We start from the raw sequence: 21,141 nt of genomic DNA, 5'->3' as shown, positions 1-21,141 counted from the left end.
ACTTCTTAATATAGGAAAATAGTTTAAGGATTTTTTAAGAAGATATTAACGTTTGAATAAGAATTCTGAGCTATACTAATGAATAATAAAAGATAAGTAGGTGAGTTAATTGAGTTACGTGTTAAGGACATATGGTTTAACAAAAAAATATAAAGATGTCATAGCAGTTGATAATGTAAGTATGAATATCAAGAAGGGCGAAATATACGGGTTTTTAGGTCAAAATGGTGCAGGAAAAACCACGGCTATGAGAATGATTGTAGGCCTAATTAAGCCATCTAAAGGAGAAATAGAATTATTTGGGGAGAGAATTAAAGCGAATGGGCATAGTCGTCCTTTTGAGAGAATAGGAGCTATGATTGAAACCCCTGGATTTTATCCGAATTTAACAGGAGAGGAAAATCTAGAAATTCATAGACGCTTGATGGGATTTCCCGATAAAAGTTCTGTAGATACCGCTTTGGCCCAAGTTGATTTACTTGAAGCAAAAAAAAGAAAAGTAAAAACCTACTCTTTAGGAATGAAACAAAGGTTAGGACTGGCTAGAGCTCTTTTACATGAACCTGAGCTATTACTTTTAGATGAACCTACAAATGGACTTGATCCTAGCGGTATAAAGGAAGTAAGAAAGATGATTTTACATTTAGCAAAAGAACGGGGAATTACAGTATTAATATCCAGCCATATTTTAAGTGAGATTGAGCAATTAGCTGAAAAAATTGGAATTATTCATAAAGGTAAGTTACTTAAGGAGCTTGATTCGAAGACTATAAGAGACATGAATAAACATTATATTGAATTTCAAGTGATTAATGATAAAATGGCTATTCATTTACTTGAAAAAGAGCTAAATATCCGTAATTATCAAGTTGTGGAACCAGGGATTATCAGGATATATGAAAATTCACATGATAGTATCACTATAAATAAGATGTTTATACAGAATAACATAGATGTAAAGAAGTTAAATATCTCTAAAGATACCTTAGAGGATTTTTTTATTAGACTTACGGAGGGAGAGTAGATGTATTTTAATGTAGTGTATACTGAATTATTGAAGTTGAAACGTTCAATTATTCTTTGGATCCTTCCAATAGCTACAATTGTTCCTATAATATTAAGTCTTGTACCCTTGTATCATATGAAAAGTACAAATGAAGGAGATGAATTTAATCTTCTAGTAATGTTCATTCAAGGGGACTTAGCTTTTTTAAACCTTATCATTGGTGTTCCGTTATTTACATTAATAACAAGTTATGTTTTTTCAATTGAGTATCAGCAAAGAACCATTAATAATTTATTTACTTACTCATATTCTAGATTACATTTTCTATTTGGAAAAATGACAGTTATTTTTATTCTTATAACGGCAGTTATTTTATCCTCTTTTTTTATAAGTTTAATTGTAGCCGTAGGTGTATTAAGTATTCCGATTGATTATAATATAATTATTAAATATCTCATCGTATATTCTTGTATGATATTAATGCAGTTCGCATTAGTTCCATTTTACGCTTTATTATCAATATGGAAAAAAAATATAATTTTCCCGATGTTTATATCTATTATTTTAACTGTGATAGCTGGTTTAATTATGGAATACGATATTGCAATGCTTTTCCCATGGTCTACGCCTTCGCGTGTTACATTTGGAATGACCAATTATTATAATTACGCCTCTGTTCGTTATGATTTATCAATCAGCTCCTTAACATTTTTATTTTTTGTTTCTTTAATTTTAAATATTAAATATTATAATAACAGTGATGTTCAATAATTTAAAGAAGGAAGATAGCTGCATCTTCCTTCTTCAAATTATTAACTTTCTATATATTTTTTTAATTCGTATCCATATTTTCTATGTGTTATTAAAACAGCTGGGCATTTAGGATCTAGCTCAACTTTCTTCCTCAAACGATTTATATAAACATACAAATTATCAGTACCAATGGGATCATCTATCCCCCATACCCGATCTAACAATAAATCCGTTGTTACTACAGAATTTAAGTTATCTAACAAAGTACATATAATTTTAAACTCAATAGTAGATAAGGGGATTTCAACCTTTTCCTTTTCATTATAAACACATCGCCTTTTTAGATTCAAAGTGATATTTTTATTAAGCTTGTAATGCAAAGGAAAAGTTTTTGCGACTTTTTCCAGTGATTCAAATCTAAACAAATTAACTTTATTTTTTTCCAATGATAAATTGGATTCTTCATGGTCATGCTTAACATAGACAAAATTAAAATTGTGCTTTACTAGTAAATTTCCTATTTTTTTTAATATTGTTTCATCCTCATTAAATAAAGTAATGACCATTACATTGCATCCCCCTTTAAATTTTCATCTCTTCTTTTTCTATATCATTTTGTTTTTGTACTTGATAAAGGTTTGAGTAATGACCTTTCTTCTTTAATAATTCCTGATGTGTACCTTGTTCAACTATTTCTCCTTTATCCATCACATAAATACAATCTGCTTTTTCTATGGTACTTAGTCTATGAGCAATGATAATCTGTGTAGCATTCAATAATTGTAAGTTTTCAGATATAATGGATTCTGATTTATAATCTAACGCACTGGTAGCTTCATCAAAAATGAGAATAGATGGATGATTTATTATTGCTCTTGCAATTAATATTCTTTGTCGCTGTCCACCAGAAAGATTCTCACCTCCCTCAGTTAGGATTGTGCTATATCCCATTTGAAAATTAACAATATCTTCATGTATAAACGCTTTTTGGGCCGCTTCTTTCACTTGTTCGGGTGGAATATTTTTATTTTCCATTCGGATATTTTCTAATAAAGATTTATTAAATAAGGTTGTTTCCTGTAATACAGTACCAATCTGTTTTCTTAAATTAGGTAAATTGATTCTTTGTAAAGGTATATCATCAAAAAGAACTTGTCCTCCTGAAGGAGTATAAAGGCCTAATAATAGCTTGGCTAATGTACTTTTTCCGGATCCTGAAGAACCCACAATTCCAATCTTTTCGCCAGGAGAAATTTTTATGTTAATATTCTTAAGTATTGGTTCACTAAAATCGTCGTAGCTGAAAAATACATTTTGTAATTCCATTTGCCCTTTCAATTTATGCGAGGCTATTTTTAGTGAATTTTTGACAGCGCTTACTTTATGTACTTGTTGTTCTTCTTCTGTTTTCGTTAGCATGATGTCATTTATCTTTTGCATATAAGAATTTACAAGTAACCACTCATTATATGTCTGTCCTAATGAGGAAATTGGAACTAAAAATGAAACAGCTAGGCTGTTAAATGCTAATAAGGTCCCTAAACTCATTTGCTCATTTATAACATATGAAGCACCCATCGCCATAATCAGAGCTGGTGCTATAACTAGAATACCTCCAGCAAAAGAATTTAAACTTGATGTCCAAAAAGTTCTTTTTTGCGTTATTAGTATTTGATTACGAAATCTTTCCCACCATCCATCATAAACTTCTTTTTCAACTGCTAATGTTTTAACATCTGTCATCCCATTTAAAAATTCTGCTAGAAAACTCTGAGTTTTCGCCTGTGCATTTACATCTTCAGTTGTAAGTTTTTTTGTTATCGATTTACCGATTAATACGGATAAAAATACGATAACTCCTAACGAGATTACAAGCAGACCCATAATCAGTGATTGTTGTACCATAAGAATTGCAAAAATAAATAGAAGTAATATATCTATAAAAATGGTTATAGAACGATTAGAGAGAATTTGTCGTATAATGATATGCGAATTAGAACTAAAAACTAGGTCCCCAACATTCCTTTCTTCAAAAAAATTATATGGGAGTCTTAAAAGGTGACTAATAAACTTTTTCATTAAGTGTTTATCAAATAATGTTTGCATTTTTGCAATAAGATAAGATCTTAATACAGAAAATAATTCATAAGATATAAATAAAATAACAATTACATATAAAGCTTTGTTTATCATATCGGAATTATTAGGAACTATAACATTGTCAGTTATCCATCCAATTGTAAACGGAATAATAAGACCAAACACTTGTAAGCAGAAAGAGGCTAAACATATAAATAACATAATCCCTCTATTTTTAAGAATGATTTCAATGAAAAAGTATCTATTGGATTTTCTTTTCATTTCTTTAAAATCTTGATTTGGTATAAATGTTAGTAAATAACCAGTATACCTATGCTTAAAGTCATCTAAATTGATTTTACATTTTCCTATATTAGGATCTACTATGTATGCTTTATTTTTAGTTACCTTTTCTAAAACTACATAATGATTATTATCAATATGAATTAGACATGGTTTTTTTATTTTATAAAGTTGAGAAATCGGACATTGATATGCTTTAGTATCTAAACGGTAATAGGAACCTATTTCAATTAAATTTTTGAATGATAAACCATCCCTTGAAACTTTAAAATCATTTCTCATATCAGACAAAGAAATACGGTGATTATAATAATTAAGAATCATTGCAATACATGCTAGCCCACATTCACTCTCCTGCATTTGTGGTATATAAGGAACACTTTTCAATATTAACTCCTCCTATATATATTGATTTACAAATAATTTGATCGTTTTAAGAAGCGAAATAGAGAGTATAAAATATTTTGTTTAAATGAAGAAATACAAAAAAGGAAGACCTTTTCTAGTAGAATGGAGTTACCACACAACAATCCATAGAAAAGAGGTCTTCCTATGAATCAGTTTACATCAAAAATCATCGAAGCACTAGTCCAAAAACAAGATATTACAGAGGTATTTCGTGAGTACTTAGAAAAAGCAGTGAATACGTTACTGGCAACGGAATTAACAGTGTTTTTAGATTATGAAAAATATGATCGTATTGGTTTCAATTCAGGTAATTCACGTAATGGTTCTTATTCACGTACGTTACATACAGAGTACGGTGATTTAAATCTACAAATCCCGCGTGATCGTAACGGTGAATTTAAACAACAGACCGTAGCACCATATCAACGCTCAAATGATACGTTAGAAGCGACAGTTATACATTTGTTTCAAAAAGGAATTACGATAACGGAAATCGCACATTTAATTGAGAAAATGTATGGCCATCATTACACACCTCAAACCATTTCAAATATGACCAAAGCTGTATCTGAACAAGTAGAAGCTTTCAACCAACGCCCCTTACACACGCGTTATGTGTGCGTATATTTAGATGCGACATATATTGCCGTACGTCGTGAAACCGTGTCAAAAGAAGCTGTATACATCGCTGTTGGCATTTGTGAAGATGGCTCCAAAGAGGTACTCGCGTATACGATTGCACCAACCGAGTCAACGTATAATTGGCAAGAGCTCCTAGAAGAACTAAAGGAACGCGGTGTAGAAGATGTCCTTCTGTTTATCTCAGATGGTTTAAAAAGCATGGCAGACGCTATCTTAAGTGTTTTTCCAAAAGCGAAATATCAAACTTGTTTAGTCCATGTAGCACGCAATTTATCGCACAAAGTTCGCGTAGAAGATCGTCAAGAAGTGTGCGATGATTTCAAAAACGTTTATAAAGCCGATTGTCTAGAATCTGGACAAGAAGCGCTTGATGCTTTCTGTTCAAAATGGCAAAAGAGTTATCCGAAGGTAGTGAAATCACTGAAAGAAAATCAACACCTATTGACGTTTTACAGTTTCCCAAAGGATATTTGGCGAAGCATTTATTCAACGAATTTAATCGAGTCTTTTAATAAACAAATCAAGAAATATACAAAGCGTAAAGAACAGTTCCCTAATGAAGAAGCTATGGAACGCTTCTTGGTCTCACAATTTGAGGACTATAATCAACGCTACGCTACACGTTGTCACATCGGCTTTAATAAGGCACGTGCAGCATTAGTAGCAATGTTTGAAGAACTTGAATCCTAAGCACACACCAGTATGAAATTTTGTTTATTGTCAGGGCTAGCCCTGACAATAAACAAAACCAAACAATGGAAAAAAGTTATGTTCATACCAAAAGTGGCATTCTATCTGAAAAAGTTGAAAAGTTATTTACACAAAAATATTGACGCTCCCGCGAAATACCAATCTGTGTTTACAGTAAATATAAAATATGTATAATATAATTATATTTTATATTATTTAAATAAACTTAATAAAACTCTTAAAAAAACCTTAAATTATAAATAATTCTTAATTTTTTCATAAAATAGACATTTTTGTATACTAGTCTATGTTTTATAAAAGGCAATAGGTTCTGTTGCAAAGTTTTCTACATGAAGCTACACTCTAGAAAACGGGATCTAGGAGATTTAGGCATGAGATATTTTAAAGGAAAACACCCTAATAAGACAAACTATTCTTTTATTTTTTCCTCATATAGTTTAGCAAGCTTATAAAAAGAAGAACGTTTAATACCATACTTTTTCATGGCTCCTACTGCTGTAATCGAACCAGATTTCCATTCCTTATAGGCTTCAATAAATTCTTCTGTTATTTCGACAGGAGGACGTCCTAAGTGTTTTCCTTGTTTTCTGGCAAGAGCAATTCCTTCAGCTTGACGTTGTTTAATATCAATTCGCTCTTTTTCTGCAAAGGCAGATAATATTGTAAGAGTTGCTTTTTGAATTGCGCTCTGAATAACATCATTTGTACTTTCTCCAGTGTAATTGACGTTAATGTATGGTTCCTTTATAAATTGTAAATTTACTTTATGTTTTTCGTAATATCTAAACTCTTCTAATGTATCATTCATATTTCTTCCAAGTCTTGTTAAGGAGTCAAATACAATGATATCTCCTGTACGAACAAGACGCTTTAGCATTTGGTAATTTTCACGCTCCATATTTTTCCCAGATTCTTTATCAATGAAGATATCTCGATCTTCTATCCCTAAATCCTTCATATTCTGAATTTGGCGTTCTTCGTTTTGATCTTTACTTGAAACTCGTACATAACCAAATTTTTTATGTTTCATATGCTACACCTCATTGGTAATTATACCAATTATGTCTATAAAGGTATATAAGATAAACAGATGTCTGTAAAATAGGAAACTGACATTTATAGACGTGGTTTTTATAGGTTTCTATATAGAAACCTATAAACGTTGGAACAACAAATTTGTAAAGGTCGCACAAAATATATTATAAACGTTTATAATTTTATATAATCTTTATAAACAGAATGATATAATTGTGGTAGCAAATATAAGGAGATTATTTCATATGGCAAATATTTATGGATACATACGTGTAAGTACAAAAGATCAGAATGAACAGCGCCAGTTACATAAAATGTTGGAACGTGGTGTAGAAGCTCGGAGAATTTTTGTTGATAAAGCGAGTGGTCGAAATTTTGATCGACCGCAATATCAATTACTAAGAAAAATATTGAGTCAAGGTGATATTGTCTATATAGATGCTTTGGATCGTATGGGACGGAATTATGATGAAGTTATTTCAGAGTGGAAATACATAACAAGAGAATTACAAGCTGATATTATCGTTTTAGAAAATGAAACATTGTTTGATAGCCGGAAATTTCGTGAGATGGGTGATATGGGAAGATTAATGGAGGATCAGTTTTTATCTTTACTTTCTTATGTTGCAGATCAAGAGCGTAAAAAAATTCGCCAGCGACAAGCAGAAGGGATTGCTTTGGCTAAATCCCAAGGAAAACATTTAGGTCGTCCTCAATTTAATCTTTCAACATTAAATTCCAGGCAATTACTTATAATAGAAGAAACTCATCCAAAGTGGAAAAATAGAGAAATAAGCGGGGTTAAATTTATGGAATTAGTAAAACTAAAGAAAAATACATTTTATAAAATAATAAAAGAATATGAAAGTACCTTAGACAATCTATAAGTCGGTTCTCTTTTATAAAAAAACACTTAAAATTTATCTAGATTTCTTTAGAGGTACATCCTCATGCCTAACAAGGTAATATTTTAAATACTTCTCATGTCATCATATTTCATTTGTTTACGAGCATGTCCTTTGTTTAAATCATTTAGAAATATCCAATGTCACACGTCGTTCCCCGATATATTATTTTTCTTATGTATTCTACTTTTATTAGGTAATTTCTATACAACAAAGAAAAAAGCATCCTGTTTGGATGCTTCTCTTGTTTATTAACAAATATGCATATAAGAAAAGATACACACTATAACTTTTAATATCTGGATTTGAGTCAATATTAATAAAGGAAAAATTATAAAAAAAGAGCAAATAAATGAAAAAATTAATGACGAAGATAAGGAATTCTTAATTTACTTAGATAATCCATCTAAAGCAGTTCATGACATAGTACAAGTACATCCCGATATTACAATTGATCATTCTGTTCAGTTTGTTAGATTGAATACTAATAAAAGCATATTTCTTTCAATACTTATAACTTTGGAAAAAAATAATCATATAGTTCACGATTTTAAAGAGTACGAAAAATCATTAGAAGATTACTTTTTAGAAGTTGTTCAGGGAAAGGAAAATTAATATGCTTAGACTTATTCAAAATGAATATAAGAAGATATTTTCTCATTATGGTATATATCTTATGTTAGGTTTTTTAGTAATATTTATAGTTGGACATGGTATATTTATAAAAATGCATTCAGAGCACGGAAAATCGTATGAGTCCAATTGGAAACAAGAACTTCAAATGCAAAACAGTAAGTTAATAAAAGAGTCTCAAGAAATGCCTGGAAATTTTCTTGCATACGAATATAACAAAAAAACAATAGCCCTTAACGAATATAGAATACAACATAATATACCACCAGAAAACACTAATAGTTTGTGGACATTTATACTTTCTAATAAGCCTTTTTTATCTTTTATAAGCTTATTTATTATAGCTTTAGCAGCAACTAGTGTTTCTTCTGAATTTAATCGAGGGACTATTAACTTAATCATGGTAAGACCTATTTCTAGATTTTCATTTTTGTTATCTAGGTATATGTTGATAGTATCCTTGTGCTTTATTCTAATTATAATGTTAGTGTTGCTTTCTATTGGTGTAGGATATTTATTATTTGGGAATTCAGAACTAAATACGTATCTCGTTTACCATAATGGACAGGTATTTGAAGAAGGAGTGGTATTATATATATCTAGATATTTTTTGTTCGCTGCTATAGATATTATTGCTATATCATCTATAGCATTTATGAGATCAACCCTTTTTCAAAAAAATACACTATCTTTAGTAATGTCACTTTGTATCTATTTTACGGCTGGAACTACAATGCGTATACTTGCACAAAAATATGATTGGACAAAATATATTATATTTTCTAATACAGACCTCAATATGTACTACACCGGTGACATACTGATAAAAGGGATGAGTTTATCATTTTCTATAACCATAGTACTTCTATATCTATTTGCTTTCTTACTAATATCATTTACTACATTTATAAAAAGAGATATTATAACATAAAATAATTATATAGAAATACTGCTTATAAAGAGCTTTCCAAGTTACATAACTGGAAAGCTTTTTTTGTGGGACACAAGTATACAATCCAGAAAAGTCGAAGCCTGATATTCTTTTAAGAAGGAAATGAAGGTACTTATTATCATCTACAGTGATATTGTTCAAATTCAATTAATTGAAAAACGTATATGAAATTGCAAATTTTATATAAAAAAGAGGATTCCCCCCGTTGGGATACTTAAACTGCTTGAATAAATGCTCACTTTTTCATATTCCTTATCTGCCTTTCTTTTTCTTACTTAGTCATTGTTACTTCAAGTGGATTTCGCCCCACGTTTGCTGAAGTTGCGAAAACCAAGCTAAAGTAGGAAGCGTGGTGAGTCAACGTACAAGATACTTATGTTTTCACCGTAGGGACTACGGGCAGAGCCTGCTAAGATAACCGGTGGATACATCGGTTATCTTAGCAGGAATCTCCCACTTCAAACAGTCCGTAAGGACGGTTCAAACTGTTAAATGTAAATAATCATCTATTTGTTAACTACCTATAAGTCCTAGAAAAGAATCTGAATCTGGCCAAGGAATTTCACGCATGTGTCCTCACCCCATTGCTATCAAGCTAAGCTCACACAATGGCAGTTATAGTGGAAGTTGTTTCTTTTTTTCTAAAGATGACATGTAAGAACTTGAAATTTTTGCATGCCAAATAAATCCTAACGGATTCAGTTTTTTGAATTATGCCACTAGATTATCAGACATGGTACAATTGTAAACGACACCTAATATATCAAAGACTGTTTTTTTCTCATACCTATGAGATTTTCGCCCGTTTTGCTGTAGGAGGTTGAACAAGCGAATTAGAATCTTTGATAGCTCTTGGGTGTCTTTCTGTATAGCTTGGAAAAGAAGAAGAAAGTAATCTTTAATCATATATATGGCTTTATACTCACTAAGCTCTCGTTTTTTCTTCATGAGGAGCAATTGGCGCATTTGTAGAAGAACAGAGTAGAATGGCAATCAATTGCCCATACAAATGGCATTCCAATCGTTCTCGTTTTATCTTTTTACAATGATGAATACGAAAGAATGATTTCCACGTTTTAAATAAAAGCTCGATTTGCCAACGTAAAGAATACCAATCATGTACTTGTCCCATTGGGACAATATCTATAGGAGTATTTGTCATATATACATTGATACCGCTAAGTCGTTTACTACGAGCTGAATACTTCGTTCCCTTCTTTTTTTCTCTTACAGCTTGATCTTGTAATCGTTTTTGTTGCTGTTCTTCTGTAAGTCGATGAACAATTACACGAGCTGGCACTTTATCAATCATTCCTACATAAGCATCAGATATTTCGTATGTTTGCCCTGGTTGAAGAGAATTCATTAACGCCTCCATATCTATCTGTTTATATTCTGTTTTCTTCTTTAGTTTTCCGTTTTGATAATAATCAGGATTAGGATTTTTTTGATAAATACGTGTATTTGATTTAATACGAGAGATATAGTAAGCCTTTTTATCTTGTATATGTTGAAGATCTTTCAGATGAAAATAGCCTAAATCCCGAATACATAAATCATTCGCCGTTACAGTTGGAACACACAGAGAACCATAGGTTCGATCATGTTGTTTTCCTGGACCTGTATGAATATGAAGGAACTGTCCACTTAGTAAATCATATTCAAGCTGAATCTTTAATCCCGCTGTATGACTACATCCCCCAGCACCTGGATAAACGGATGAAAAGGGATCAGGAAGTTGAAATGCAGTTGAATCTAAAATACGAATACGCTTGAAAATGGAAGTATATGTAGAAGAAATTGGCATAGATGAAACCAATTTTTTGTTTAGAAGTTCGGCTAATATGTGTTGTAAAAATTGAACAGCTGCTTGATTAAACCGTTGATTCAGTCCCTCAGGACTGATGAGCACTTCTGTTGATGATTCTAAACGGCTAGATAACTGAGTTAAAGAAGTCGTAGCCACATTTTGGCTCATCCATACACATAAAGCGACTAAATCTTTTGCTTGGTACTTACTGGTTCGTTGCACAAAACCAACATCTTTAGCGAGATCTCGTAAGGTATTGGGGGATAAAAAGCTTTGAATCTCTTGAGCGAATAGCTGTAATTCATCGGATACAGAAATAGACATAAAAAACGCCATCCTTTCCTATGATTCTACAGAAAGCATAGCGCATTTTTTTATTTTAGGGGGTATTTTGTTTTCTTAGCTTGATAGCAATGTGTCCTCACCCCTCTTCTTTTACTATATCAATGTAGGGACTAACAGGGGAATTCTCAAAAGTTTGTAAGAAACATTTTAGAGTGAATTTTTGATTCCACTTTATTTTAAATCTACATTAATTGTTCTTTTTATCTACTATTTCAACACTCATTGAACTAAACCATATATGACCAGTACCTTTTAAAGACACTCCTACTGATAATGTTTCTATATTTTTAGGTACATCTAAAATCACAAAATATTCTTTCCACGAATTTTCCAGACTTAAGGAATTAGAATGTATATGATAAACCTCCCAGAGATCTTTTCCCTGTTGCTCAGCCCTAATCCATAAACCAGCATATTCTTTAACTGACTTTGTCATTATCATCCCTGAAAATTTAACCCTTTCACCTACATATAGATGTTTATCCAAAAAACAGTATGATGTACCATATCCTTCGTGATTTTCTAAAGAATACAAGTTTTTTGAAACTTCATTTGTATATTTCACATTAATATCATTATATAAAATATAATTACCCGGATTCCGTCCACCTAATATCCATTCTGTCACTTTACTAGTCTTCATTATTATACCGCCTATTCATTTATTTAATTTCATTAATCAACTTAACCTAATTTGAATTATACTCATAACTACTATGTTTTTTTTGATAATTTTTGCTAAATGCCATCACAACCAACAACTTCTATATTTAAGCATAGCAGTCGTTGATTTATTAATAACAAATAAGCCCCAAAAGATTATCTGGGACTTCTTTTTTTCTATTCTTTTTTATGTATTCATAAATACTATCCATAACAAATTCTTCGTTTTTCTTCCAACACTCTTCCGCTTCCTCTAATGTACAAATTTTTATTAATTCATTAATAGCAGTATCTTTTACTAAGAATGTGGCTACAGCACCTGTAGATTTTGAGTATTTGGCTATTACTGCATCTATAATATTATCCATTTCCAAAGAAAAACTTCCTTGAATATCTTGTTTTAGCATTGCGGTTTCGGATAGTTCTTTTAATCGGGAATTAAGCATATATTCTACATAACCCATTGGCGAATCTATATCTACACGGAAGCGGATATCATCAATAATTTCTAAAACCAATTCCTCATGTTTTTTCCATTTTTCTAATACTGTAGGATATACTTTCCCTTTACATCGCTCTTCAAAACGTTTAATTTTCTGTTCAAATGTATTTGGCTGCTGAAATTCATCTAATTTTTTTTCAAAATGAGCTAAATCCGTGTCCTTTCTTTTTTGACTACGTATGATAAATCTAATTTTTTGTACCTTCCTACCTAACTTAATTTCTTCAAATTCAAAAGATATATCAGTTTTTTGATTTAATTCTTTTTGGGAAGGTTTCAATACACGCTGTTTAAAATTCGCATAATTAGGATATACATCAATTGCATAATATCTTAGATTCTCAAGGCTAATTGTCCGCTCTTTTATATGTTCATATTGTTTTAATAACTCATAAATTCGGATAGCGTATGGAGTTAGTATAGTCATATGGACACAACTTAGTTAAGTCCTTACAATGGGTTTCAAGGAGGAAGTGTCCGTATGACAAACAAGAAATTTAATGAAGAGTTTAAAAAAATGGTTGTTGAATTATATTGTTCGGGACAACCTGTCAAACAATTAAGTAGCGAGTATGGCGTATCAGAAGTAACCGTTTATAAATGGATTAAAATATATTCTCCTATCACATCAGTTGATGAAGATGAACTAACACTAGAAGATCTAAAACGAATGAAAAAAGAAATGCTTCGTCTAAAAGAAGAGAATGAAATTTTAAAAAAGGCTATGGCCATATTCGCGAGAAAATAAAAGATACAGAATTACACCAATTTATCGATTGTCAAAAAGAAACGTACTCTGTTCATATCATGTGCCAAGCTCTTGGAATAGCGAGAAGTTCTTATTACCAATCTCAGCACAAAACAGAGTCAAAGCGTAGTCGTGAAAATAAAGAATTAACTCAAAAAATCAAACAAATCCATTAAGATAGCGAAGAACGTTATGGTGCGCCAAAGATTCATCAAACACTGTTGGAGCAAGGATTAAAAGTAAGCATAAAGCGTGTGCAACGGCTCATGAAAAAAGAAAATATCCGTTCCATTATCTTGAAAAAATATAAACCACATTCATCAAAATCAACTGTAGAAGAACGGACAAATCTATTAGAACAGGACTTTTCTACAACGACAATAAACGAAAAATGGGTAGCAGATATTACCTACATTCACACGCAAAAAGACGGCTGGTGTTACCTTGCATCTGTGATGGATTTGTATTCCAAAAAAATTGTTGGATATTCATTTTCACGAAATATGACAACGAATCTTGTAGTAAAAGCGTTAGAAAACGCTTACTATACACAGAAACCACCAGAAGATCTCATTCTACATACTGACTTAGGCACACAATATACAAGTCAAGAATTCCAAACGATACTCGCGAATTATAAAATCAAACCCTCTTTCAGCAAAAAAGGATGTCCATATAATAATGCTTGTATAGAGTCGTTTCATGCCACTTTAAAGAAAGAAGAAGTATATCGTACAAAATATGTCACATTTGAACAAGCAAACGTAGCACTATTTCAATACATTGAGGGATGGTATAACCGCAAGAGAATTCATAGTAGCATTGGTTATAAAACTCCCCAAGCAATAGAAGATCTAGCTAAAGAAGTAGCATAGACTTAATTTTTTTGTGTCCAAAATATTGACTCAAATCCAACCGTTTTTGATAGTTTTAATAAGTATTAAATTTTTAATCATCAAGATCTTTACTTTATTTTTATGAAAACCACCTTATTGTTAGGTATAGTGAAGCAAAAATACAGGTTATTGCCGTTTTTGTTCTGTTACTACACAAACCCCTACTTCTTCACCATGTGCTTTTATATCTTTTTTTAATTGATTCACAACATCTTTATTAAGATGGGGCTTTATGATTTCCTGTAATTTTTCATCTTTATCGAAGCCAACTTCTTCTTTATTATTAACTTTTATTTTTCTAACTCTGAATTTTTTCTTTCAACTATATTTTTTAATGCTTTTTCAATTACACTTGCTTGTGCTGCTGAGAAGAAGAAAGAATAGTCCTCTTTACCATTCATTTCTCACAACAGAAAAATCTACACCTAATTTTTTTAATTCCTTTTGATAAACCTTTAATTGTTCCTTAGTTAAGTTTTTATCTAAAGCAATAACACCACCAGTGTTACTATGTTTTTTAATAAGCCCATTGATTTTTTGTTTACCATCTTTTGTGTTTCCATCAAGGATATAATCTTTTGAATCTTGTTCTTTATTTTCAAGTAACTTTGTCAATGCTTCTAAAATCCGTAATAAAACTTGCTCCGATAATTTAAAGGTTTGTGCTACGACTTCGAATGCAACCTGTGTATGTTCATCTACATTCGTCATTCAGATACCAACCCCTTTATAAATTATTCAACTAAATTATACCATATTTTGGTTTAAGATGTTATAATTTTCAGAAAGATTTATTGGGGTTTTAGCAAAGGGGCAAGCTACGGGTTTGTCATGACAAACCCCAAAAACTACGTTTTTGACTTGGTAGGAGATTCCTACGACCTTTACAAATATATATAAGCGATTTTTTGCAAAATCACTTATATATTTGTTGTCGCTTCGCTCGATTTTTTTTAAAAAAAGGGGTGTTTATTATGGCTAATAGAAGAACAACATATTTGCAAATGTCTTTAGAACATGAGGAAAAAGATTATATAAAAAATAAAGCAATTGAATTAGGATATAAAAATGTTTCAGCTTTTCTTATTGATAGTGCAAAATCGCATTTCAAACTTGAAGTGGATATGAAAGCTTATAGAGATTTAACTAAAGAAATAAATTATATTGGCAAGAATATAAATAGCTTAATTAGAAGGATCAATACAGACGGAATTTACACTGATAATGATATTGATTTCCTTAGAGTTAATCAGAAGAAAATCATAAAAATAATGAATACAGAATATGACCGATTACTTGATTTAAAAACCAAGTTTAATAGCGATAGCTTGAGTAAAAAACAGAAGGAAAAATTAATAAAATCATTATCGGAAAATCAAATCAAGATACCAAAAAAATTAGTATTAGAAGAATTGTATGAAAAGATAAAAGAAGATTTTGTTTATATTATAGAATGTATAGAAAACTCGCCTGAACAAGAAATAGAAGTAACAGAATATGTATGGCAATATTTATATGGAGATACGCTATATAAGTTAGATGATAACGAATTAATAAAATTGGCCGATAGCATTTTTATTTTTGCACAGAAATTGAAATTTAAGTTATCTAAACTCGATAATGTTTTTTCAGATGATGATTGGTTTGAACTGAAAGATATATTAGATGAATATGAAATTTATTAATTAAGGACTGATTACAATGTCTATTGTTAAAATACAAAAAGTCAAAGACTTGAAAGCTGTCATTAATTACAGTATGCAAGACCATAAAACAAACGAGGAATTAGTTACATCTTATGAGTGCTCTATTGAAGCAATAGAGAGAGATTTCAAAAGTATTTTATTTGACTACAATGAAAAGAATAATAGTAATAAAAACATGAGTGCAAGAATGATAATTCAATCGTTTGATAGTGACGATAATTTAACGCCAGAGCAAGTTCATCAGTACGGAGTAGAATTTGCTGATAATTATCTGAAGGGCAATCATCAATATACAGTAATTACACACACAGAAACGGATAATTTACACAATCATATTATTTTCAATGATATTGATTTTAATAACTTAAAAATGTTTGATACAAAGCGTGTAAATTCTTTGGAAAGATTACGTGAAGAAAATGATAAAATCTCTGAAAAGTATGGTTTGTCGATAATCGAAGAAGGAAGAAAAGGAAGAAAAAAATATTTAGCTTTTAACGAATATGTAGCTAGATCAAAGAAGAAATCCTTCAAAGGAAATTTAGAGGAAACAATTGATAAAAACATATTAAAATCAAATTCGTATGATGAATTTTTAGGCTTAATGCAAAAAGAAGGATATGAGCATAAACAAGGAAAATATCTCTCGTTTCAGAATCCGAAGTCAGGGAAGTTTATGCGGACTAAAACAATGGGTTTTAATTACCTTGAATCCTCTATCAAATACAGAATAGAAAACAAAGGTTATTCACCGATCAAAACAAGCATAATGAACAGACAATGGATAGATAAATCACAAGAGAAATTTAAAAATAATAAGGGACTTCAAAGATGGGCTACTAAACAAAACATTAATTACTTAAATGAATTAAGCTCTAAGCTATATACACTAAATGTTTCGCTTTCAGAGCTTGATGAAATTGAAGCAAATAAGGAAGCGTTAATTGATAGCTTTGAAAAGCAACTTTTAGGTATTGATAATGAAATTTTTAGATTAAAGAAAATGAAGGGTTGTTTCCAAACTTATAAAAAGAGTCACCCTTTAATCGTGGCGTATAAAAAAGCTGAAAATAAAATGGCGTTTAAACAAGAGTATTATCATGAATTTAAACAGTATGATGTTGCCAAGCGTGATATGAACTATCTAAAAAAGAATTATGATATAACTGATGAACCTGAATTGCATTATAAGTTGTCATTAATGACAAAAGAACGAAATTTACTTTATGGAAGCTTAGGAAAAGAAAAAGAAGTGGAAATAGACAGACAAGAGCAACAAAGACAGCAGCAACAGCGTAAAAAAGAAAATGAAAGATAAAAAATTATATGACATCAAAAAGGATAATGTATAGTACCTTGTGAATGGAATAAATAAATCAAGATACTAGGAGATGGAGCATTTTTGTCATTAATATAGAATGAGCTCTTAACGGCTCGTGAAGCGAGTATAAAGCTAGGTAAAAACCCTAAATATACCACTCTCACCTAATCACCGAGTTTGATGCTCTTGAGAAAGAGCACGTATCTTTAGGATAAAGGGTTTGTCTTTGTTTATTATTATGGACAGTGATTTGGAGAAATAAACATGCTCGGTGATTGGGGAGGGCTTACAAAAAGATTAATATAAAATCTCGGTTTTTAAGGAAGAGTAATATGTGGGGGTTGTGTAGCAATGGAACCAAATCGCGCAATAAGCATTAGCGGACATTATTTATACACATAAAAAAAGGAAGACGTTCCGCATGTAGAAGGCCTTCCTTTTTTTGTATAAGGTCCCGCCAACCAAATTACATCGTGTTGTATTAGGTTGCTGTGACTTCCGTAATCAATTTGGAAAGACTTTGAATGATATTTGAGCGACTCTTATATAATACATATTTCCCATCTTTCCTACAGGTAACTAAATTTGCTTTTTTTAGAACTTGAAGATGCCTCGAAACTGCTCCCTCACTTAAATGACAAATTTGCGCTAAAGATTGTGTTGTTAATGAACGATCTTGTAAAATTTTTAAGATTTGTAATCTAGAAGGTTCTCCTAAAGCACGATAAGTACTTAACATCTTTTCAATAGGTTGTTTTGGAACAGCTTGTTCTCTTGCTATTGAAGAATCATAAACAATCACAATGCCTTCTTTTATTTCATCTACAAAAAAATGAGGCCAAACAAAATAACTAGGCATAAAAATAATAGATTCATCACTTTTCATCTGATAGATTGTTTTAAATGGTTTATGAAGATACATTTTATTTTTGTTATCAATCCAAGAAATACGCTCTGAAGATAAGGAATTGATAAAGGCTGAAAATCCTCTTGTTTTGAGTAAAGTAGTTTGTTTTACAATTTCGTTTAATAACTCACAATTTAATTCTTCCCATATAGTTGAAAAGGTTCTGGTGCAAAAACTTCAGGATAATTGCAATAAATCTACAAATCTTGGACATACTGATCACACACCTTTGTTAGAGTTATACTATCGGTATATCAAAGTGTAGAAGATTGCTTACGAGAGTCTGTGAGTTTGTGCACCAGAACCGGATTTTTTATAAATGCCTTATAATCAATATAAGGAAATATTGAATAGTCATACACCGTTATTCTCCCTTAAATATCAGTTCTTATCACGTGCGAATTTATGTTCTTTTGTGAAGAGTTTTTTCAAAAAAAATAAGAATAGCTCCACTCATTCAAGTGAAGCTACATCCAAAAATCATTTTCATTTATGTTTTTTCCTAACTTTTTCAATCCTCTTGTGATTTGAACTACAGTTGAAAATTTCGGTCTGTATGTATGGTCATTGCATAATTTCGAAATAGTTGCTCTGCTTAATTTTGACTTTTCTCCTAATTCCGCTTGAGAAATCCCCTGACGATCTAGCCACTTCCCAAATTTACTCCTATTTATTTTCCCTAATTTTAGCCAATCAAACATTACTGTCACCTCAGTAACAGCATGTACAAGAGTTAACTTTTTTATACGAGTGCAAAAAAACATGCATATGAAACAAACAGTGCAAAATACCTTTTACCATACCAAACAAATTACGATTCCCTATTCCAAATTGATAGCTTTTTAGAACTTCGTTTCATCTCTTCCAAATAAAATTCGCTATCAGAATAATATTTTAGACACTAAAAGATTAATATTTTCAACGATTCATAGCTGTTTTTATCTCTTCTAATCTTCAGGGACTATTCTTGCAGAATACGAAAAGAAGGGTGGTGTTTTAACGTTGATATTTGAGTTAGTTAGTTCAGCGGCAGTCGGTGGTGTAATTCTTCTGTCAAAGATGCATCAAAAAGGGGCAACAAATGATGCCTCTAAGATCCAAAGAATTTGCGCTAACTGCGGGTTAAAAGTGAAAGAAGGGAAAGATATCAGGACCATACAGTTGCTTCGAAAGACGAGAAATGCGTGGGGAGTGGAGTATGCATATAGGATTCCACTTGGCCTTAGTTTCTCCAACTTTGAACAAAAAATACAGCATTTAGAAGACGGGTTAAATCATAAAAATAAGGTTTACGATTTCAAACTATCAGACTTCAAATCTCTTCAATTACGAAAAGATATCTTAAAACAAATAAAAAACATTATAAACAAGAAAAAACTCGTTAGAAAGGAAATTGAGTTGTCTTACGATGGGTTACTTAAAATACGAGTCTATGAAAGAGGAATTCCTGATTTCGTTAAATTTGAAGAGGATATGCTGAGGCAATGCAGAGGATGGGAGGTTCCTATAGGTTATACGAGGGATGGATTAGTAAAGCATAATTTCGATGCAATTTCTCACATGATCTCTGCAGGAATGACAGATATGGGTAAATCGAATGTATTGAAGCTAATAATTACATCACTTGTACGCAATCAGCCAGAGAATACAAAGCTATTCCTTATTGATTTGAAGGGTGGTCTATCTTTTAACCGGTACCGATTCCTAAACCAAGTCGAATCAATTGCGAAGAACCCTGAGGAAGCCCTTGAGACTCTAAGGGAATTGCAAACCAAACTGAATGATAGAAACGAATACTTACTAGAAAAAGGATATGAAGATATAAAAGAAGCCGGGGATCCAACGAGGTACTTTGTAATCGTAGATGAGGCAGCCGACATGGCGCCATATCAGGAGTGCAAAGACATCATTGTAGATATAGGTCGTCGCGGCAGGGCAGCTGGATTCCGCTTAGTATATGCGACTCAATATCCTACTAACGAAGCTTTACCATCGCAGTTACGGCAAAACATTGGTGCTCGTATTTGCTTCAGATTACAAACAGAAGCAGGGAGCCGCGCTGTACTCGATGAGGGCGGCGCAGAGAGTCTTCCCAACATAAAAGGAAGAGCTATATACCAAACGAACGAGAAGAAGGTTTTACAGACTGTTTATATCGATAACAAAAAGATTGACAACATCATAATGCCACATATCAACATTAGAGCGAGAAAGGAGCATGAAGATGCAAAAGTTAGCTATAAAGGAAGCAAGAACCGAGTCCATACTCTTGAGCTTGAAGAAGTTGGGGTTCTTAAGTAGGAAACAAATCCAGGTACTTCATGATCTTGGCGGTGATAGAAATGCTTCTCGTGTAATGAAGGATCTTGAAGAATATGTATCTAGCTTTAGAGATTCAGAAAAGGTGTATTATCTCAATAAAGAAGGTCGTGAGCGTATTGGAAGTAATAAGGTACTAAAACGTTCTAACCAATTTCGTCACTACATTATGAGGAATGACATCTATATCGCTTACGAATGCCCGAAAACGTGGAAGCAGGAAGTCAAAATGAATGTTAAAGGTATCGTTTCTATAATTACGGATGCACTATTCACGGATAATGGCCGTTATCACATTGTAGAGGTAGATCATGAGCAAAAGATGAGCGCAAACCGTTTAAAAATGCAGAAGTACAGAAAGTTAATGGAATGTAATGTGTTTGAGAAGGCGCCTAAATTTATTTGGTACACAACAACAGAATACCGAAGAAAGCAAATACAGAAGCTTTGCGATGGATTGGATTGCAACATATTTACGGTTACTGATTTCCATTAAA

At 31.6% G+C, this 21,141-nt stretch carries 16 protein-coding genes and 3 pseudogenes; 10 read left to right on the top strand and 9 right to left on the bottom strand.

What is annotated here, in order from left to right:
• Nucleotides 1–109: 109 nt before the first annotated feature.
• Nucleotides 110–1,024 (top strand): ATP-binding cassette domain-containing protein, encoded by a 915-nt coding sequence (locus COO03_RS05740; protein WP_097895857.1) that lies wholly within the window; start codon nucleotides 110–112, stop codon nucleotides 1,022–1,024.
• Nucleotides 1,025–1,777 (top strand): ABC transporter permease, encoded by a 753-nt coding sequence (locus tag COO03_RS05735; RefSeq protein ID WP_097895855.1) that lies wholly within the window; start codon nucleotides 1,025–1,027, stop codon nucleotides 1,775–1,777.
• A 41-nt stretch (nucleotides 1,778–1,818) separates the two neighbouring features.
• On the opposite strand, the gene COO03_RS05730 is transcribed toward COO03_RS05735, so the two are convergent.
• Nucleotides 1,819–2,325, bottom strand: coding sequence for a winged helix-turn-helix domain-containing protein (locus COO03_RS05730; protein ID WP_097895853.1), 507 nt, complete (start codon nucleotides 2,323–2,325; stop codon nucleotides 1,819–1,821).
• 16 nt (nucleotides 2,326–2,341) lie between these two features.
• Entirely contained in the window at nucleotides 2,342–4,528 is a 2,187-nt protein-coding gene (locus COO03_RS05725) for a peptidase domain-containing ABC transporter (RefSeq protein WP_097895851.1), read from the bottom strand.
• Nucleotides 4,529–4,693: 165 nt separating this feature from the next.
• Here COO03_RS05725 and COO03_RS05720 point away from each other — a divergent pair, with 165 nt between their 5' ends.
• Nucleotides 4,694–5,881, top strand: coding sequence for an IS256 family transposase (locus COO03_RS05720; RefSeq protein ID WP_097895849.1), 1,188 nt, complete (start codon nucleotides 4,694–4,696; stop codon nucleotides 5,879–5,881).
• Between the two features lie 430 nt (nucleotides 5,882–6,311).
• On the opposite strand, the gene COO03_RS05715 is transcribed toward COO03_RS05720, so the two are convergent.
• Nucleotides 6,312–6,932, bottom strand: coding sequence for a recombinase family protein (locus COO03_RS05715; protein ID WP_097895847.1), 621 nt, complete (start codon nucleotides 6,930–6,932; stop codon nucleotides 6,312–6,314).
• Nucleotides 6,933–7,182: 250 nt separating this feature from the next.
• Here COO03_RS05715 and COO03_RS05710 point away from each other — a divergent pair, with 250 nt between their 5' ends.
• Both COO03_RS05710 and COO03_RS05705 read left to right on the top strand, forming a co-directional pair.
• The gene (locus COO03_RS05710) at nucleotides 7,183–7,824 is read left to right on the top strand and encodes a recombinase family protein (RefSeq protein WP_097895845.1); all 642 of its coding nucleotides are present in this window, start codon (nucleotides 7,183–7,185) and stop codon (nucleotides 7,822–7,824) included.
• Between the two features lie 634 nt (nucleotides 7,825–8,458).
• The gene (locus COO03_RS05705) at nucleotides 8,459–9,406 is read left to right on the top strand and encodes an ABC transporter permease (RefSeq protein WP_097895842.1); all 948 of its coding nucleotides are present in this window, start codon (nucleotides 8,459–8,461) and stop codon (nucleotides 9,404–9,406) included.
• A 732-nt stretch (nucleotides 9,407–10,138) separates the two neighbouring features.
• On the opposite strand, the pseudogene COO03_RS05695 reads toward COO03_RS05705, so the two are convergent.
• From COO03_RS05695 to COO03_RS05685, 3 genes and pseudogenes are all read right to left on the bottom strand, one after another.
• A pseudogene (locus tag COO03_RS05695) lies at nucleotides 10,139–11,561 on the bottom strand (IS4 family transposase).
• A 208-nt stretch (nucleotides 11,562–11,769) separates the two neighbouring features.
• Nucleotides 11,770–12,225 (bottom strand): AraC family transcriptional regulator, encoded by a 456-nt coding sequence (locus COO03_RS05690; protein ID WP_097895840.1) that lies wholly within the window; start codon nucleotides 12,223–12,225, stop codon nucleotides 11,770–11,772.
• 151 nt (nucleotides 12,226–12,376) lie between these two features.
• Nucleotides 12,377–13,156: pseudogene (locus COO03_RS05685) on the bottom strand (replication initiation protein); the annotation flags it as partial.
• A 72-nt stretch (nucleotides 13,157–13,228) separates the two neighbouring features.
• Between COO03_RS05685 and COO03_RS05680 the strand changes: the two are divergent.
• Nucleotides 13,229–14,370: pseudogene (locus COO03_RS05680) on the top strand (IS3 family transposase).
• Between the two features lie 411 nt (nucleotides 14,371–14,781).
• Here the strand turns inward: COO03_RS05680 and COO03_RS05675 are convergent.
• Entirely contained in the window at nucleotides 14,782–15,102 is a 321-nt protein-coding gene (locus COO03_RS05675; protein WP_230322434.1) for a DUF3801 domain-containing protein, read from the bottom strand.
• Nucleotides 15,103–15,365: 263 nt separating this feature from the next.
• Between COO03_RS05675 and COO03_RS05670 the strand changes: the two genes are divergently transcribed.
• Nucleotides 15,366–16,076, top strand: coding sequence for a hypothetical protein (locus COO03_RS05670; RefSeq protein WP_097895838.1), 711 nt, complete (start codon nucleotides 15,366–15,368; stop codon nucleotides 16,074–16,076).
• 16 nt (nucleotides 16,077–16,092) lie between these two features.
• Nucleotides 16,093–17,415, top strand: a complete 1,323-nt coding sequence (locus COO03_RS05665; RefSeq protein ID WP_097895836.1) for a relaxase/mobilization nuclease domain-containing protein — start codon at nucleotides 16,093–16,095, stop codon at nucleotides 17,413–17,415.
• 484 nt (nucleotides 17,416–17,899) lie between these two features.
• Here COO03_RS05665 and COO03_RS05660 read toward each other — a convergent pair whose 3' ends face one another.
• Together COO03_RS05660 and COO03_RS05655 are read right to left on the bottom strand one after the other, a co-directional pair.
• Nucleotides 17,900–18,475 (bottom strand): ArsR/SmtB family transcription factor, encoded by a 576-nt coding sequence (locus COO03_RS05660; protein ID WP_257132035.1) that lies wholly within the window; start codon nucleotides 18,473–18,475, stop codon nucleotides 17,900–17,902.
• 317 nt (nucleotides 18,476–18,792) lie between these two features.
• Complete coding sequence (locus COO03_RS05655) at nucleotides 18,793–19,026, bottom strand: helix-turn-helix domain-containing protein (RefSeq protein WP_097895834.1); 234 nt, start codon at nucleotides 19,024–19,026, stop codon at nucleotides 18,793–18,795.
• Between the two features lie 301 nt (nucleotides 19,027–19,327).
• Between COO03_RS05655 and COO03_RS05650 the strand changes: the two genes are divergently transcribed.
• Nucleotides 19,328–20,626 (top strand): FtsK/SpoIIIE domain-containing protein, encoded by a 1,299-nt coding sequence (locus COO03_RS05650; protein ID WP_097895832.1) that lies wholly within the window; start codon nucleotides 19,328–19,330, stop codon nucleotides 20,624–20,626.
• Nucleotides 20,595–21,140, top strand: coding sequence for a replication-relaxation family protein (locus COO03_RS05645; protein WP_230322435.1), 546 nt, complete (start codon nucleotides 20,595–20,597; stop codon nucleotides 21,138–21,140). Before COO03_RS05650 ends, COO03_RS05645 begins: the two co-directional genes overlap by 32 nt.
• Nucleotide 21,141 lies beyond the last annotated feature (1 nt).

The organism is Bacillus sp. AFS098217 (assembly GCF_002551815.1).
Lineage (GTDB): Bacteria > Bacillota > Bacilli > Bacillales > Bacillaceae_G > Bacillus_A.
The sequence above is the reverse complement of the archived record's forward strand: the minus strand, read 5'-3'. Positions and strand labels throughout refer to the sequence as shown.